Origin of the sequence: Nitrincola sp. (assembly GCF_048264025.1) — a bacterium.
Lineage (GTDB): Bacteria > Pseudomonadota > Gammaproteobacteria > Pseudomonadales > Balneatricaceae > Nitrincola.
In genome coordinates this window covers 1-15,299 of record NZ_JBLXDN010000001.1, presented here as the reverse complement: position 1 = coordinate 15,299, position 15,299 = coordinate 1, and the positions used below count along the sequence as shown (strand labels likewise).

Genomic DNA, 15,299 nt, shown 5'->3' with positions numbered 1-15,299 from the left:
TCAAGTCAGTCACGGGCTGGCGTAGGGGCTGGCTGGTGAGTTGTATTAAGGCGTCAAAGCTTATCGATGCTTTTATGTAAATGCAAATGATTTAGTTTTGTGTTTGATCAGAATAACGCTTGCCAAATCAACTGGATCGCCAGGAGTGTCAGTAACCAGTTGAATATAAAAGTGAAATGTTGATTGCTTATGCGGCGTAGCAGGTGCAGACCCATCCAGGTACCTAGAGCACCACTGAGGATCATCAGCAGCATTAATCCAAGCCAATCTTTGAAGACAAACCCGGCAGCGCCGAACACAGCGGCCTTGGGCAGGTGCTGCAGGCTCATGCAGGCGGCAAAGTTAGCAACGGTCCGAAAGCGGTCACCGCCATGCTGTTGCTTGACGAAGGCGGCCACCAGCGGGCCGGTAGCGCCAGCAAACATGCTGATAAAAGTGGTGATACTCGCTGCCACGAAGGTGCCAGCACGACCCAAAGCCATGGGGGGAATCTTGGGACCCCAGCAGAGAAACAGGATAAAGCCCGCAATGGTCAGCTGTAGAGTACTGGTCGGCAGCTGTACCAGAAACAGACTGGCCAGCCAGGCACCCAGCAGTGCACCGGGCGCAAAGGCGGCCAATAACCGCCAGTCAACATGGTGCAGGGTCATGATCACCCGGTTGAGGTTGGATCCCAGCTGGACCATGCCATGCACTGGGATAACGGCGGCGGCTGGCATAATGACGGCCATGATTGCTAAGAGTAATACACCGCCACCGATACCCATGCAGGCGGTAACGGCTGATGTCGTCCCAGCGGCAAGAATGAGCAATAGGGAATGCAGCGAACTGAGTTGCTCGGGCAGCAGCCACTCCATTAGAGCGTCTCCAGCTTGGCAAAGCCGACAACCAGCCACTTACTGCCTTCGTCGTCAAAATTCACCTGGACACGGGCTTTGGGCCCGGAGCCTTCGAAGTTGACCACCAGGCCTTCACCAAATTTCGGGTGCAGTACCCGCTGACCCAGGCTAAGTTGTGTGCCACTGATTTCACTGCCGGAAAAACTGCTGTGCTTGCTGAACAGGCCGCTCTGCTGGTCGGATCTTCCACTGGAGTAAGGGCGTCTGACGCTGGAGTTAAGGCGGACTTCTTCAATCAGCTCATCGGGTATCTCGCGGATAAAACGCGATGGACGGTTGATCTTTTCCTGACCGTGCAAGCGTCTGGATTCTGCCAGGGTCAGGTAGAGCTTCTGCATGGCACGGGTGATGCCGACGTAACAGAGACGGCGTTCTTCCTCCATACGTCCTGGTTCTTCAGCCGACATGCTGTGCGGGAACAGGCCTTCTTCCATCCCGGTCAGAAACACCAGCGGAAACTCCAGTCCTTTGGCTGAGTGCAGGGTCATGAGTTGTACGCTGTCGGCATGGCTGTCTGCCTGGGCTTCGCCAGCATCCAGTGCGGCCTGATCGAGAAATGCTGCCAGCAGGGTGATATTTTCATCCTGATTGTCACGCTCCCATTGGCTGGCAAACTGCCGGGTGGCGGTGACCAGCTCATCCAGGTTTTCTATGCGTGACTGACCTTTTTCACCCTTTTCTTTTTCATGATGTTCGATTAATCCAGCCGCCTTGATCACCAGGTCTGTTTGCTCATGCAGGCTCAGGGTGTGCGTTTCAGTATTGATTTGATTAACGAGATCCAGAAATCCTTGCAGCGCATTCCCTGCCCTGGCGGGTAACTGCTTCATTTCGATAATTTCATTGGCGGCTCGCCACATAGAGATGCCTTCCTGACGCGCACGCTCACGCACCAGCTCTATGGTGCGTGTACCTATGCCACGTGTGGGCACATTGATCACCCGTTCCATGGCCGTGTCGTCGTCCCGGTTGGCGATCAGGCGCAGGTAGGCAAGGGCGTTCTTGATTTCCAACCGGTCATAAAAGCGCTGCCCACCATAGATGCGGTAAGGTACCCCCGAGCGGATCAGGGCTTCCTCCATCACTCGGGATTGAGCGTTGGAGCGATATAAAATAGCGCATTCGTCTCGGCGGTTGCCGTGTTCTGTCCATTTGCTGATTTGATCAACAATGAAACGCGCTTCATCCTGTTCATTGAAAGCGCTATACAAAGAGACCGGCTCTCCTTCGCTGCCTTCGGTCCAAAGCTGCTTACCCAGCCGGTCGGCATTGTTCTGAATCACCGCATTGGCGGTTTTCAGGATGGCTTGAGTCGAGCGGTAGTTTTGTTCCAGGCGAATGGTGTCTGTACCAGGAAAGTGGTCACTCAAGGTTTGGATATTTTCAATCCGTGCGCCACGCCAGCCATAAATTGACTGGTCGTCGTCGCCCACCGCCATGAGCTTTTGTTCACCCTGACATAACAGCCTTAGCCAGGCGTACTGGATGGCATTGGTATCTTGAAACTCATCCACCAGGACATAACGGAATCTCTCGCGGTAGTGTTTCAGTAAGGCCGGAGCACGATCACGCAGCAGTTCCAGTGAGCGCAGTAGCAGTTCACCAAAGTCGATCATGCCGCCGCGATCACAGGCTTCTTCATAGGACTGGTAGAGATCAATCATGGTGCGTTGGTAGGGATCGCCAGTACGCTCAAGGTGCCGACTGCGCAAGCCCTCATCCTTCTGGGCATTGATAAACCACTGCATCTGCCGTGGCGGCCAACGACTGTCATCTAGGTTCAGTTCCTTGCACAGCCGCTTAATCAGACGTAACTGATCATCACTGTCCATGATTTGGAAGTTATCCTGCAGGCCGGCATCCTTCCAGTGTGCCCGCAACAGGCGATGTGCCAGCCCGTGAAACGTGCCCACCCACATGCCTTGGGTATTGATCCCCAGCAACTGTTCGATACGGCCTCGCATTTCACGAGCGGCCTTGTTGGTGAAGGTGACAGCCAGGATCGAGTAGGGTGATAGGCCTTCGGTCTCAATCAGCCAGGCAATACGATGCACCAGCACACGTGTTTTACCGGACCCGGCACCGGCCAGTATCAGCAGGTTTTGCACCGGCGCGGTGACTGCACTACGCTGGGCATCGTTGAGTGAGTCAATAATGTGGGTAACGTCCATCAGTTCTCTTTAAGCTAGTATCGGGTTTAACCTAGTTTTGCCGGGGTGCTCAGGCGTGATAACAGTATGTTTTTGTACTGCTGCGGATCTTTCAATTTCATATCGCCCCCCTGGCGTGAAGCCTGGGCAATGCCTAACCAGGGAATCAAGCGTGAAAGCCAGAAGCGCATGGCGGCGGTGCGTGTCAGAATGGGCCAGGCACGGGCTTCATCTGCTGTGAAGTTGCGAATCTGAGCATAGCCTTCCAGTAGGGCCGTTTCGCGCTCTGTATCGATGCTGCAATCCGGGCGGCTGCACCAGTCGTTGGCAACGATGGCCAGATCATAGAGCTGATAGGCTGTGGCGGCATTGTACATGTCGAGTATTGCTTCCAGTTTGTCATCCAGAAACAGGGCGTTGTCATGAAACAAATCACCATGAATGACACCGGTTGGCAAATCCCAATTGGCATCGCGCAGTTTGTCAAAGGCCACAACCTCTTGCTTCAAGAGATCAGCATCTTCAGGGCTCAGCAGGTGGGCGATGGCTTGTGTTTCACGGCGCCACCAGAAAACACCCCGATGTGCTTGGCGTTTCAGATAAAAATCACTGCCAGCCTTATGAAAGCGTGCCAGTGCTTCGCCTATCTGGAAGCAGTGATGCGGGCGTAATTGTGCCGCCGGAATATCAGCGCCGTAAAAACGAGGCTGCAGAAAGGCGGGTTTACCTTTGAGTTGCTTCAGGGCAATGCCGTTTTTGTCTCGTATAGCATAGGGTACCGGAATGTTGCGTTCAGCCAGCCAGTGCCCCAACTCGACGAAAAACGGCATTTCTTCGGAGGCAAGTTCCTCAAAGATAGTAAGTACATACTCCTTTTTTTGACCATGGAGCAACAGGGTCACGAAGTAGTTGGTGTTTTCTATGCCGCCCTCAATACCATCAAAATGGCTGAGAGTGCCTAGATCAAAATCAGCCAGCAACTGGCTGAGCTCCGCAGAGGTAATAGGGGTATAAACAGCCACAAAAATGCTTCCTACCAGCTAAACAGAATCCATTTAGGGGTCAGAACCGTGGGTTCCCCTGCGCGTATCAATTCGCCGGATTCACCTTTAGGTACCAGGTAGTAAGGTTCGCCAATAACAGGTATAACCTTGATTTCTTTAAGTATGCCGCCGACGCGATACTCATAGTAAGTGGCTTCGCCATCATGGGTAATGGTGATTTCCGGCTCAGGATTGAGCAGGTCTTCCTGCGCATGGACCATGCCTAATGGCAGGCCGCTGAGCAGGGCGATGAGTAAGAGTTTTTTAAGCATGGCGCTTTTCTCATAAGTTGAGTGATTTAATTTGCTATGATTGTGAACCCTGACACTAATCACGGCAACCAGCAAAACGGAAAAATTCATGAGTGAACAGCATCATCCTATTATTCTAGTCGACGGCTCCTCCTATTTATACCGTGCTTTTTTTGCCTCGCAGCAGGCAAATCTGAGTACTCGGGATGGTTTTCCGACAGGTGCCGTTCGGGTCGTGACCTCCATGCTGCGTAGTTTGTTGAAGCAATACCCACACAGCCCGGTCACCGTCATCTTTGATGCCAAGGGTAAAACCTTTCGTGATGAGCTGTTTGCCGAATACAAAGCACATCGTCCCTCCATGCCAGATGATCTGCGTGTTCAGGTAGAGCCGATACACAATATTGTCCGGGCGATGGGGATAGAGTTACTGGTTGAGGAGGGCGTGGAAGCCGATGATGTGATTGGTACGCTGGCGCGTGAAGCGACAGAAAAGCAGCGCCCGGTGATTATTTCGACTGGCGATAAGGATATGGCGCAGTTGGTCAATGAGTACGTCACCCTGATCAATACCATGACCGATACCTGCATGGATGTGGCTGGCGTGAAAGAAAAATTTGGTATTCCTCCTGAATTAGTCATTGATCTTCTAGCCTTACAGGGCGACAAGGTAGATAACATTCCAGGCGTGCCGGGGGTGGGTGAAAAAACCGCACTGGTACTGCTACAGGGCATCGGCGGTATTCAAGCGCTTTACCAGAATCTGGATCAGATTGCTGACCTGCCATTTCGCGGTGCTAAAAGTATGGCGGCGAAGTTGGAAGCCCATCGTAAGGAAGCGGAGTTATCCTATTTGCTGGCGACCATCAAGACCGATGTGCCGCTGCATATCAAACTGGAAGATATTCCCTGCCCGAAGCCCGATACCGCCGCCTTGATAGCGCTTTTTCGTGAGTTTGAGTTTCGCAGCTGGATCGAAGAGCTGGAAGCTGGAGAGAGTGTTGCCGCAGTAGTACCTCAGCAGCCTGCAATGGAAACTGATTATCAGGTGATTCTGAGTTGGGACGAACTTGAAAGTTGGTTAGCCCGTTTGCAGACGGCTGAACTGTTTGCACTGGATACTGAAACCACCAGTCTGAACTATATGGAAGCCGAACTGGTAGGCTTGTCCTTTGCGGTTCAACCCGGTGAGGCTGCTTACCTGCCACTGGCACATGACTATGTGGGAGCACCCGACCAGTTGGATCGTAACCAGGTACTGGAGCGCTTCAAACCCCTGCTGGAAGATCCGCAACGACCCAAGGTTGGCCAACACATCAAATATGATATGAATGTGCTGGCGCGCTATGGCATCAAACTGCAGGGTATTGTGGCTGACACCATGCTGGAGTCCTATGTATTGAACTCCACAGCTGGACGTCATGATATGGATAGCCTGGCCGACCGTTATCTGGGGCTTACAACAACAAGTTTTGAAGAGGTGGCTGGCAAGGGTAAAAACCAGCTTACCTTTAATCAGGTAGATCTTGAAATTGCCGCACCCTATGCCGCCGAAGATGCCGATATCACCCTGCGTCTGCATCAGCAGATGACGGCACAGTTGCAGCAGGAAGGGCGTCTTGCCGAATTACTCAATACATTGGAAGTGCCGCTGATCCCGGTACTGGCAAAGATCGAGCGCAATGGTGCGCGTGTGGATGCCACGCTGTTATCCAAGCAGAGCCGAGAGTTGGAGATTAGACTCAAGGAGTTGGAGCAGCAAGCGTTTGAGTTGGCCGGTGAACCCTTCAACCTGGGATCACCTAAACAGCTTCAGGTGATCTTGTTTGAGAAGCAAGGGATTCCGGTCCGTAAAAAAACCCCCAAGGGTGCGCCTTCCACGGCAGAAGAAGTGTTGCAGGAGCTAGCACTGGACTATCCCTTGCCTAAAGTGATTATTGAGCATCGTGGTTTGAGCAAGCTGAAATCAACCTATACCGATAAGCTGCCGCTGATGATCAATCCGGCTACCGGGCGCATTCACACCTCCTATCATCAGGCTGTCACTGCCACTGGGCGCTTGTCGTCATCGGACCCCAATCTCCAGAATATTCCGATTCGGACCCAGGAAGGCCGGCGGATTCGCCAGGCGTTTATTGCGCCTCAGGGCTATCGAATTGTGGCCGCTGACTATTCCCAGATTGAGCTGCGTATCATGGCTCACCTGTCCGGTGATGAAGGTTTGCTGCAAGCGTTTGCCAAGGGTGAAGATATCCATCGGGCGACCGCCGCTGAAGTCTTTGGTGTCGAGCTGGATCAGGTATCTGCCGAACAGCGTCGCAGCGCCAAAGCCATCAACTTTGGGCTGATTTATGGCATGTCAGCCTTTGGTCTGGCGCGTCAGCTAGGGGTGGGGCGCAACGATGCTCAGCGGTATATCGATCACTACTTCGCTACCTATCCGGGCGTGCAGCGTTACATGGATGAAACGCGGGAGCTGGCGCATGACAAGGGCTATGTAGAGACCCTGCTGGGGCGGCGTCTCTACTTGCCGGAAATCAATTCAAAGAATGGCATGCGTCGTCAGGCGGCTGAGCGTACAGCGATCAATGCGCCGATGCAGGGTACGGCGGCGGACATTATTAAGCAGGCGATGCTTGATGTGGATAACTGGCTGGAGCAGAGCCAGTTTGATGCGAAAATGATCATGCAGGTGCACGATGAACTGGTGTTCGAAGTTGCTGAGGCTGAAGTGGCAGATTTTATGACCCACATCCGCCAGGCGATGGAGCAGGCCGTCAGCCTTAAAGTGCCTTTGCTAGTGGAAGCGGATGCCGGACTGAATTGGGATGAGGCGCATTAAGCGCCGCTCTCAGTTTCCTGATCCTGCAATAACTCGGTCAATCTGGCACGCAGTTCTGGTACGCCTTCTTTCTTCAGGGCTGAGAAGGTTTGCAGTGTGACATTTTCACCCAGGCGTTTTTTCAATTGGGCCTGAAGTTTGAGCAGCGTGCTCTGTGCAGGTCCTCGGGTGAGCTTATCGGCTTTGGTCAGCAATACATGCAGTGGCATGCCGGTTTTTTCACACCAACTGATCAGCATTTCATCAAAATCTTTCATCGGATGACGAATATCCATCACCAGAACTAAGCCCTTCAGGGCTTCGCGGTGTTGCAGATAAGCATCCAGATGTTTTTGCCAATGGACTTTGACTGCGACTGGTACTTTAGCATAACCATAACCGGGTAGGTCGACGATACGAATGCCGGGAATATTGAGATCAAAAAAGTTGATTAGTTGCGTACGACCCGGTGTCTTGGAAGTTCTAGCCAATTTTCCATTCTGTGTTAATGTGTTGATTGCACTGGATTTACCTGCATTCGAGCGACCTGCAAAGGCGACTTCAGCCAGGCTGTCATCCGGACATTGATTCAGTTTGTCAGCACTGACACAAAATCGTGCCTGGTGAAAATTGATTATGGATTGTGCTTCAGACATCGTGATCTCACTATGATAGGATCGCCACACAGAACAAATGCGTTCCAGTTTGTGAGGATATTAGTTTATAATACAGCCAATTTTACCTGCGAACTGAGAGAACCTCTAGTCAGGGGTAGCAACAATTGAGGTGTCAGCACCGGTCAATGCGGCAGCTGGACTAAAACAAATTTTTAGCAAGAGTCTGGGTCTAGTCAATGAACAAATTACTAATCAGCTTACTGATAAGTGTTGGAATCACCGGAATGGCGCATGCCACTGGTGGTGATGCAACTGCCGGGTCGCAAAAAGTTGCGGTATGTGCCGCCTGCCATGGGGCCGATGGTAACAGCCCTATGGGTGCCTTTCCTAGCTTGGCAGGACAGAATTCCCGTTACCTGTTGAAGCAGATGCAGGATCAGCTCAGTGGTGAGCGTGTTATACCGGAAATGACTGGTATGCTGGATAACTTAACTGAGCGTGACATGCGTGATATAGCCGCTTATTTTTCGAGCCAGTCAATAACTATAGGCCAGACAGCTGCCGATCAGTTGGAACTAGGCCGTAGCATCTATCAGGCCGGTATTGCTGACAAGGGCGTTGCCGCCTGCGCCGCTTGTCATATGCCTAGTGGTCAGGGTAATAACCCGGCACGTTTCCCGGCGCTGAGTGGACAGCATCCAGAATACACTGCATTGCAGTTGCGGAAGTTTGCAGCTGAAGATCGTGCAAATGATCCCAGCCGTATGATGAGAGATGTTGCTGGTAAAATGTCTGAAGCTGAAATGAGTGCCGTTGCCCAGTATATTCGAGGCTTGCACTGATTAGTCAGAGCACTCGTGCCGAAGTAAGTAAGGGTGGCTAAGGCCGCCCTTTTTATTTCTTCCCCGTGAATTGAAGGTCTGTCGAGAACTAAGCGTCTCTGGTAAGGTCATAAACACTGTCCTATAGCTGATTCAGAGTTGAGAGAACTATGCTGAAAAAATTAATTGCTGCTACTGCGTTTACCCTGATTCCCTTTACCAGCACTATTGCGCAAACCAATCCGGGTTATGAGGCGGGAGTTCACTACCAGGAATTACCCTCGGCCGTCACTACCAGTGATCCGGAAAAGGTAGAGGTTGTGGCTGTGTTTGGTTACCCATGTCCGCACTGTGCCAATCTGGAGCCTATGCTGTCCAGTTGGGCGCAGCAACAGAGCGCTGAAGACCTAGATTTCAAGCACCTTCCGGTGGTGTTCTCCCGCAATTGGGAGCCGTTTGCCAGAGCTTATTATGTTGCTGAATTGAGCGGTAAGGTGGAAGAGACGCATCAGGCGATGTTCGATGCGGTGCATGTACATAGTACACGTCTTCGTGGCGTTGATGATTTTGCAGGCTTTTACAGTGATTATGGCCTAGAGGAAGATGAGTTCAACAAGCTCTATGACTCGTTTGCTGTAGACACACGTCTGAAACAGGGCCAGGCAAGGTTGCGTGCCTACCAGATAACGGCGGTGCCTGCGATGGTTGTGAACGGTAAATACCAGGTTACTGGATCGATGGCGGGTAGTAATAGTGAAATGCTCAAAGTGGTTAACTACCTGATCGAAAAAGAGCGTGCAGAATTAAGCGAATAATCGAGTCTGCTCGTAAACCCACGAAGCCGTTGTGGTGATTCCTTAAGTAAAGGGTCACTGCGGCGGTTTTTTGGTTTATAGTAGTAGGAAATTCGATATGTGGTAATGAGGGAGCTGGCTGCAATGGCAGACTCAGAAGATTGGCGAAAAAAATATAAAATACTGGCCAAGGAGCTTGAGCAATCAGAACAGTATTCAGAACGTCTTCTAGAGCAGTTGAAAGCTGTTCTTTCTCAATTGAGTCTCGGGTTGCAGGGGCAGGATGCTGCACTGGATGAATCGCTTCGCCTGCTCCTGACAAAACTGGATTCAATAGAGGTTCGGACGTTACGAAATCTGGCGCGAGAGATTGAAAAGCGCATTCGAGTACTGGATAGCACCCGCTCCAATAGTGTAAGGCAGATGGTTGATCTTCTCCGGCAATGGTCTGGCCTTATTGAAAAGCAGGATGTTACTGGGGAGTTCAGCACACTATTACCCGAATATAACCATCAGCTTGCATCTAATGCTGAGCATTTATATGAAATACCGGGCTTATTGCGGAAGTTGCTGGAATATCAGAAGCACCTATTGCTGACGGTCACTCCGGAAGATCGAGCAGAGATCAGCAATGACCTGGCTGATAATCGAGAGTTTATTGTTACCGCGATTTCTGGTCGTTTGCTGGACCTGGTGCAAGTGTTGCGAGTGCCCTGTGAGCATGCCTCTAAAGTACATGAGCTGATCTGTCAGTTGGAATCCAACCCGGCTTCGGAAAAACTACCGGATATACTGGATAATCTGGTCAAGCTGATCCGCTTGTCAGGGATGAATATGGGGGAGGATTTTGAAGATTACCTGCTTAGCCTGAATCAGCAACTGGCCTACGTACAAACTTTTCTCAATGAAAGCCATGACGATGAGATTAAGGCTAGCAAGCGCCATAATTTGCTGGATAAAACTGTACGCCATGAGGTGCACCAGATTAACCGAACAGTTAAGCAGTCAACGGATATTAATGAACTAAAATCTGTCGTCAGTCGGCAGTTAGTTAGTATTGTCCGGGCGATGGATGAGCATAAGAAATCTGAAGAAGCGCGTGAAGCCAAGTTGACGGCCCGCTATCAGGACCTGCTACAAAAAGTGTCGCAAATGGAAAAAGAAGCAGATCAGGTCAAGCACCGGATTGAAGAAGAGCAGCTCAAAGCACGGACGGATCCACTGACTGGATTACCAAACCGTTATGCCTATGACCGCCATATACTCAATGAGTTGGAGCGTTGGGAGCGTTATCAGACAGTATTTACCCTGTGTGTGGCTGATCTGGACCTGTTCAAACAGGTTAATGATGAGTATGGTCATCTGGCGGGTGATAAGGTGTTGCGGTTGATGGCCAGAATACTGCAACAAAACCTTCGTAATATTGACCTGGTAACCCGTTTTGGGGGCGAGGAATTTGTTATCATTATGCCTTCAACCGATGGGCCTTCAGCCATTACGGCAATAGAAAAGGTTAGAAAAGTTATTGAAGACAGTCCGTTTAATTTCCAGAGCAAGCCTGTTCGTATCACTATGTCTTTCGGTGTTACTGAGGTGCAGCCGGGTGATACCCCTGAAACCATGTTTTCAAGAGCAGATAAAATGCTCTATCAGGCGAAAGATACCGGGCGCAACAAAACCCTGCTGGGTTGAATGTCATTAATAAACTTCCATTCGATACAGGATGCCTCTAAGTGCGACCGGTGTTTCGTTCTATTAAAATAGGTTGGGTCATTGCCCGCTACCGCCTGGATACGTTTTTTCTGCATCCATCACTACCTTGGTTGGTGAAGTTGATGTTGTATCTGCTCCCCTGGCGCTATATTTTCCCTGCCCGTCAGCCTGAGGCTGTGCGTTTGCGCCTGGCACTTGAAGCGCTAGGACCTGTCTTTATTAAATTTGGTCAGATGCTTTCAACCCGGCGGGACCTGCTTCCGGATGATATTGCGGTTGAGCTGGCCCGTTTGCAGGATAATGTACCCCCTTTTCCCAGTGCTCGAGCTCGAACAATTATCGAAACTTCATTGGGTTGCTCGGTATCCGAAATATTCCAGACATTTGATGCAGATCCCATGGCATCTGCATCAGTTGCACAGGTGCACGGGGCAACACTTAAAGATGGTCGTGCTGTTGTGGTAAAAGTGATTCGTCCGGGTATCGATAAAGTGATCCGACAGGATATTTCACTGTTGTATACGCTAGCCTGGATGGTCTGTCATCTATGGTCGGAAGGACGCCGGTTGCGCCCCATTGAAGTGGTGGAAGAGTATGAGCAAACCATCTTCGATGAATTGGATTTGCGTAAGGAAGCGGCGAATGGTTCGCAGCTTCGGCGCAATTTTGAAGGTTCGAGCATGCTCTATGTGCCAGAAATTTTCTGGGACTATACTCGCCGTAATGTGCTTGTCATGGAGCGTATCTATGGTATCCCCGTAGCCGATATGCAGCAGCTAAATGCGCAGCATACCAATATGGAAAAGCTGGCTGAGCGGGGTGTAGAAATCTTCTTTACTCAGGTGTTCAGAGATAGCTTCTTTCATGCCGATATGCACCCCGGTAACATCTTTGTGTCCCGGGAGAATCCGGATAACCCACAATATATTGCCGTAGATTTTGGCATTATCGGTTCGCTAAGTGAAGAAGACCAAAGCTATTTGGCACGCAATATACTGGCATTTTTTCAGCGTGATTACCGTCAGGTAGCGCAGTTACACATCGACTCCGGTTGGGTGCCGAGGGATACCAACGTGCATGCGTTCGAAACGGCCATTCGTAGTGTGTGTGAGCCGATATTTGAAAAACCGTTGAAAGAAATTTCATTCGGATTAGTGCTGCTCGGTTTGTTCCAGACGGCGCGCCGTTTCAATATGGAAGTGCAGCCACAATTGGTTTTGTTGCAAAAGACGTTACTCAATATAGAAGGCCTGGGTAGGCAGTTATACCCAGATCTGGATTTGTGGAAGACAGCCAAGCCTTTCCTGGAAAACTGGATGAAAGAGCGAATGAGTGTTAAGGCTGCAATGGCCAATATTCGTAAGCAGGGCCCGGAATGGTTGGAGAAGTTACCGCAAATGCCGCAGTTGGTGTTCGACGCTTTGCAGCAGAGCGCATTACGTACCGAGCAGTACAGTGAATCTCAACAGCGCTTGGCCAAATTAAAGGTTGAGGCTAAACAGCGAACACGGCGACATCTGTTGGTGGGCGCTACGGCAATACTTACAGTGATGCTGCTGCTTCGCCCAGAGTGGCAGCAAACTGTATCGCAGTTGCCCTGGTATGGCTGGTTGCTGGCGGGTGCTGGTTGGATCAGTTTGTGGCGAGCTTGATTGCCTCTGGTTCGGTGGCAGTGGTTACGTTATGCTAACGGGCTTTGAATTAGACGATGGAAGTGCTGTGAAGATTAATGAATCATGGCTTGATGAAGTCAAGTGGGATGAAAAAGGGCTAGTGCCTGCCATTGCTCAGGATCTGGAGACAGGTCGTGTTATGATGTTTGCCTGGATGAACCGTGAGTCATTGTTGCTCAGCATGCAGGAGCAGCGGGCGATTTACTGGTCTCGTTCACGTCAAAAACTCTGGCGCAAAGGTGAAGAGTCCGGCCATGTTCAGCGTCTGCATGAATTACGATTGGACTGTGATGGTGATGTCGTTTTGCTGGTAATTGAGCAGATTGGTGGAATAGCTTGTCATACAGGAAGGGAGAGTTGTTTCTTCAGAAAGCTGGATGATCAGGGGCAGTGGCAGATCACCGATCAGGTATTGAAGTCCCCTGATTCTATTTATCAGGATAAGGGTTGATGCAATGAGTGATGTGCTGGATAGGCTGTCAGCGATACTTGAGACACGTAAAGGAGCCTCGGAAGACAGCTCCTATGTAGCAAGCTTACATGCCAAAGGGCTGAATAAGATACTGGAAAAGGTCGGTGAGGAAGCTACCGAGACCATTCTGGCAGCCAAAGATGCAGAAATCAGCGGTGACTGTGCCGATCTTGTCTATGAGACAGCCGACCTGTGGTTTCACTCTTTGGTTATGCTCTCGCACCTCGGAGAAACGCACGAAGCTGTGCTGCAAGAACTTGCGCGGCGTTTTGATATGTCGGGCCTTGAAGAAAAAGCTTCACGGCAAAACAATTAACGATTAGATTAGGCGTCTGCAATCAGACTCAGTCAGATAAATATAGTTGGAGAAGAGCAATGGGTTTTGGTGGAATCAGTATATGGCAGTTAGTGATTGTGCTTGGCATTGTGGTGCTTATTTTTGGCACAAAAAAGTTGCGTAATTTGGGTGGCGATGTAGGTGGTGCTGTTAAAGGTTTTAAGAAAGCCATGAGTGAAGATGAGTCCAAAGACACTCCGGAAGAGCTGGAAAAGAAAAAGCTGACTGAGGATGCGCAGTTTTCGCAGACCGAGACGCCTGAAGTACCTGATGCCAAGAAGGATAAGGAAAGCTCCCAGACTGGCTTAGATAAGTAAGCCCTGAATCTATGTTTGATATCGGTTTTGCCGAAATACTTATTGTCAGCGTAGTGGCGTTGCTGGTGCTGGGGCCGGATAAGCTACCTATTGCAGTTAAAACCTGCGGTATGTGGATCGGCCGCATCAAGCGTTCGGTGACGGCTATTCAGCACGAAATTAGCGAAGAGCTCCGTGTGGAAGAATTGCGTCGCACCACAGCTATCACCAAAGAAGAGCTGGAAAAAGAGCTCAGTGAAATGCGCAAGCCATTCAAGGCAGCTGCCAAGGATGTTGAGGGTGCGGTAAATGAGGCACAGAAAACATCGGCCGCTGAGGCCACCACGCCCACAACTGAGTCCCCCAAAACGGATAGCGATAAAAGCAGCACATGACAGACACCTCTAACGAACAAGAGCAGCCGTTAATCTCCCATCTGGTAGAACTTCGCCAACGATTGATGAGAGCTGTTCTGGCTGTGTTCCTGATTTTTCTGGGCTTGTTTTATTTTGCCAATGATCTGTACCTGTTCATGTCAGCGCCACTGACGGCGCTTTTGCCGGAAGGTACAAGCATGATCGCGACGGATGTTACTTCTCCGTTCTTCGCTCCGTTTAAGTTGACCCTGGTAGCCGCAGTAGTATTGGCCATGCCGTATATTTTGCATCAGATCTGGTCATTTATTGCACCGGGTTTGTATGCAAACGAAAAGCAATTTGCCATCCCATTGTTGGTGTCCAGCATTGTGCTGTTTTATGCCGGTATCGCTTTTGCTTACTTTGTTGTTTTTCCGCTTATCTTTGGCTTCTTTACCAGTGTGGGTCCTGAAAATGTAGCGGTCATGACCGATATCAGTAGTTATCTCAATTTTGTGCTGAAGTTGTTCTTTGCCTTCGGAATTACCTTTGAGATCCCTGTTGCAACCCTGCTGTTAATTAAGTCCGGTGCCGTTACAGCAAAAAGCCTGGCCGCGAAGCGAGCCTATGTTGTGGTTGTCTGCTTTGTGTTTGGTATGTTGTTAACACCACCGGACGTCATTTCCCAGAGCTTATTGGCCGTGCCTATGTGGTTGTTGTTTGAGCTGGGTCTGTTCATGTCACGCTTCATTAGCAGTAAAAAAGCGGATACTGAAGGCGAAGCTGAGTAGTTTAATAGCTGATTGGCCGATGTCATCTTTGCTGTTGATATCTGGTCAACTCTTGATCACCTTAGGTTGATGTATTTAAAACTAAAAAATCTCATCATTCCCTGTTGACTCCTGTCAGATATTAGGTAGAATACGCACCTCGCTTGAGACAACAGCCCAACACATCGGGTAGCTCAAGCCGCTCTTTAACAAATTAATCAGGTAATGCGTGTGGGCGCTTGTTCAGGTTAGGCATTAAAGCTTAATCAAAAACAAGCAACCTATA

The 15,299-nt window shown here is 50.2% G+C and carries 15 protein-coding genes; 10 read left to right on the top strand and 5 right to left on the bottom strand.

Annotated features, from left to right (window positions below; all coding sequences use genetic code 11):
* Nucleotides 1-107: 107 nt before the first annotated feature.
* The 4 genes from ACN0R1_RS00075 to ACN0R1_RS00060 are packed head-to-tail and all read right to left on the bottom strand — an operon-like array spanning nt 108 to nt 4,364.
* Nucleotides 108-857, bottom strand: coding sequence for a sulfite exporter TauE/SafE family protein (locus tag ACN0R1_RS00075; protein ID WP_417578660.1), 750 nt, complete (start codon nt 855-857; stop codon nt 108-110).
* Nucleotides 857-3,070, bottom strand: a complete 2,214-nt coding sequence (uvrD, locus tag ACN0R1_RS00070) for a DNA helicase II (protein ID WP_417578658.1) — start codon at nt 3,068-3,070, stop codon at nt 857-859. The genes ACN0R1_RS00075 and uvrD overlap by 1 nt, the downstream gene beginning before the upstream one ends.
* A gap of 26 nt (nt 3,071-3,096) precedes the next feature.
* The gene (locus ACN0R1_RS00065) at nt 3,097-4,071 is read right to left on the bottom strand and encodes a homoserine kinase (RefSeq protein WP_417578656.1); all 975 of its coding nucleotides are present in this window, start codon (nt 4,069-4,071) and stop codon (nt 3,097-3,099) included.
* Nucleotides 4,072-4,082: 11 nt separating this feature from the next.
* The gene (locus ACN0R1_RS00060; RefSeq protein WP_417578654.1) at nt 4,083-4,364 is read right to left on the bottom strand and encodes a DUF2782 domain-containing protein; all 282 of its coding nucleotides are present in this window, start codon (nt 4,362-4,364) and stop codon (nt 4,083-4,085) included.
* A gap of 88 nt (nt 4,365-4,452) precedes the next feature.
* On the opposite strand from ACN0R1_RS00060, the gene polA reads away from it, so the two are divergent.
* Nucleotides 4,453-7,185, top strand: coding sequence for a DNA polymerase I (gene polA / locus ACN0R1_RS00055; protein ID WP_417578652.1), 2,733 nt, complete (start codon nt 4,453-4,455; stop codon nt 7,183-7,185).
* Here polA and yihA read toward each other — a convergent pair.
* Nucleotides 7,182-7,820, bottom strand: a complete 639-nt coding sequence (gene yihA, locus ACN0R1_RS00050; RefSeq protein ID WP_417578650.1) for a ribosome biogenesis GTP-binding protein YihA/YsxC — start codon at nt 7,818-7,820, stop codon at nt 7,182-7,184. The genes polA and yihA overlap by 4 nt on opposite strands.
* Before the next feature lie 197 nt (nt 7,821-8,017).
* On the opposite strand from yihA, the gene ACN0R1_RS00045 reads away from it, so the two are divergent.
* The 9 genes from ACN0R1_RS00045 (at nt 8,018) to tatC (ending at nt 15,034) form a co-directional block, all read left to right on the top strand.
* The gene (locus tag ACN0R1_RS00045; protein ID WP_417578648.1) at nt 8,018-8,623 is read left to right on the top strand and encodes a c-type cytochrome; all 606 of its coding nucleotides are present in this window, start codon (nt 8,018-8,020) and stop codon (nt 8,621-8,623) included.
* Between the two features lie 149 nt (nt 8,624-8,772).
* Nucleotides 8,773-9,417 (top strand): thiol:disulfide interchange protein DsbA/DsbL, encoded by a 645-nt coding sequence (locus tag ACN0R1_RS00040; RefSeq protein ID WP_417578646.1) that lies wholly within the window; start codon nt 8,773-8,775, stop codon nt 9,415-9,417.
* Between the two features lie 123 nt (nt 9,418-9,540).
* Complete coding sequence (locus ACN0R1_RS00035) at nt 9,541-11,088, top strand: GGDEF domain-containing protein (RefSeq protein WP_417578644.1); 1,548 nt, start codon at nt 9,541-9,543, stop codon at nt 11,086-11,088.
* A 41-nt stretch (nt 11,089-11,129) separates the two neighbouring features.
* On the top strand, nt 11,130-12,761 hold the full coding sequence (ubiB, locus tag ACN0R1_RS00030) for a ubiquinone biosynthesis regulatory protein kinase UbiB (protein WP_417578642.1): 1,632 nt from the start codon (nt 11,130-11,132) through the stop codon (nt 12,759-12,761).
* A 73-nt stretch (nt 12,762-12,834) separates the two neighbouring features.
* Nucleotides 12,835-13,233: a phosphoribosyl-AMP cyclohydrolase gene (gene hisI / locus ACN0R1_RS00025; RefSeq protein WP_417579423.1), complete on the top strand. Its 399-nt coding sequence runs from the start codon at nt 12,835-12,837 to the stop codon at nt 13,231-13,233.
* Nucleotides 13,234-13,237: 4 nt separating this feature from the next.
* On the top strand, nt 13,238-13,570 hold the full coding sequence (locus tag ACN0R1_RS00020) for a phosphoribosyl-ATP diphosphatase (RefSeq protein WP_417578640.1): 333 nt from the start codon (nt 13,238-13,240) through the stop codon (nt 13,568-13,570).
* Between the two features lie 59 nt (nt 13,571-13,629).
* Entirely contained in the window at nt 13,630-13,908 is a 279-nt protein-coding gene (gene tatA / locus ACN0R1_RS00015; RefSeq protein ID WP_417578638.1) for a Sec-independent protein translocase subunit TatA, read from the top strand.
* An 11-nt stretch (nt 13,909-13,919) separates the two neighbouring features.
* Entirely contained in the window at nt 13,920-14,282 is a 363-nt protein-coding gene (gene tatB, locus ACN0R1_RS00010) for a Sec-independent protein translocase protein TatB (protein ID WP_417578636.1), read from the top strand.
* A complete protein-coding gene (tatC, locus tag ACN0R1_RS00005) occupies nt 14,279-15,034 on the top strand; it encodes a twin-arginine translocase subunit TatC (RefSeq protein WP_417578634.1) in 756 nt (251 codons plus the stop codon). Before tatB ends, tatC begins: the two co-directional genes overlap by 4 nt.
* Nucleotides 15,035-15,299 lie beyond the last annotated feature (265 nt).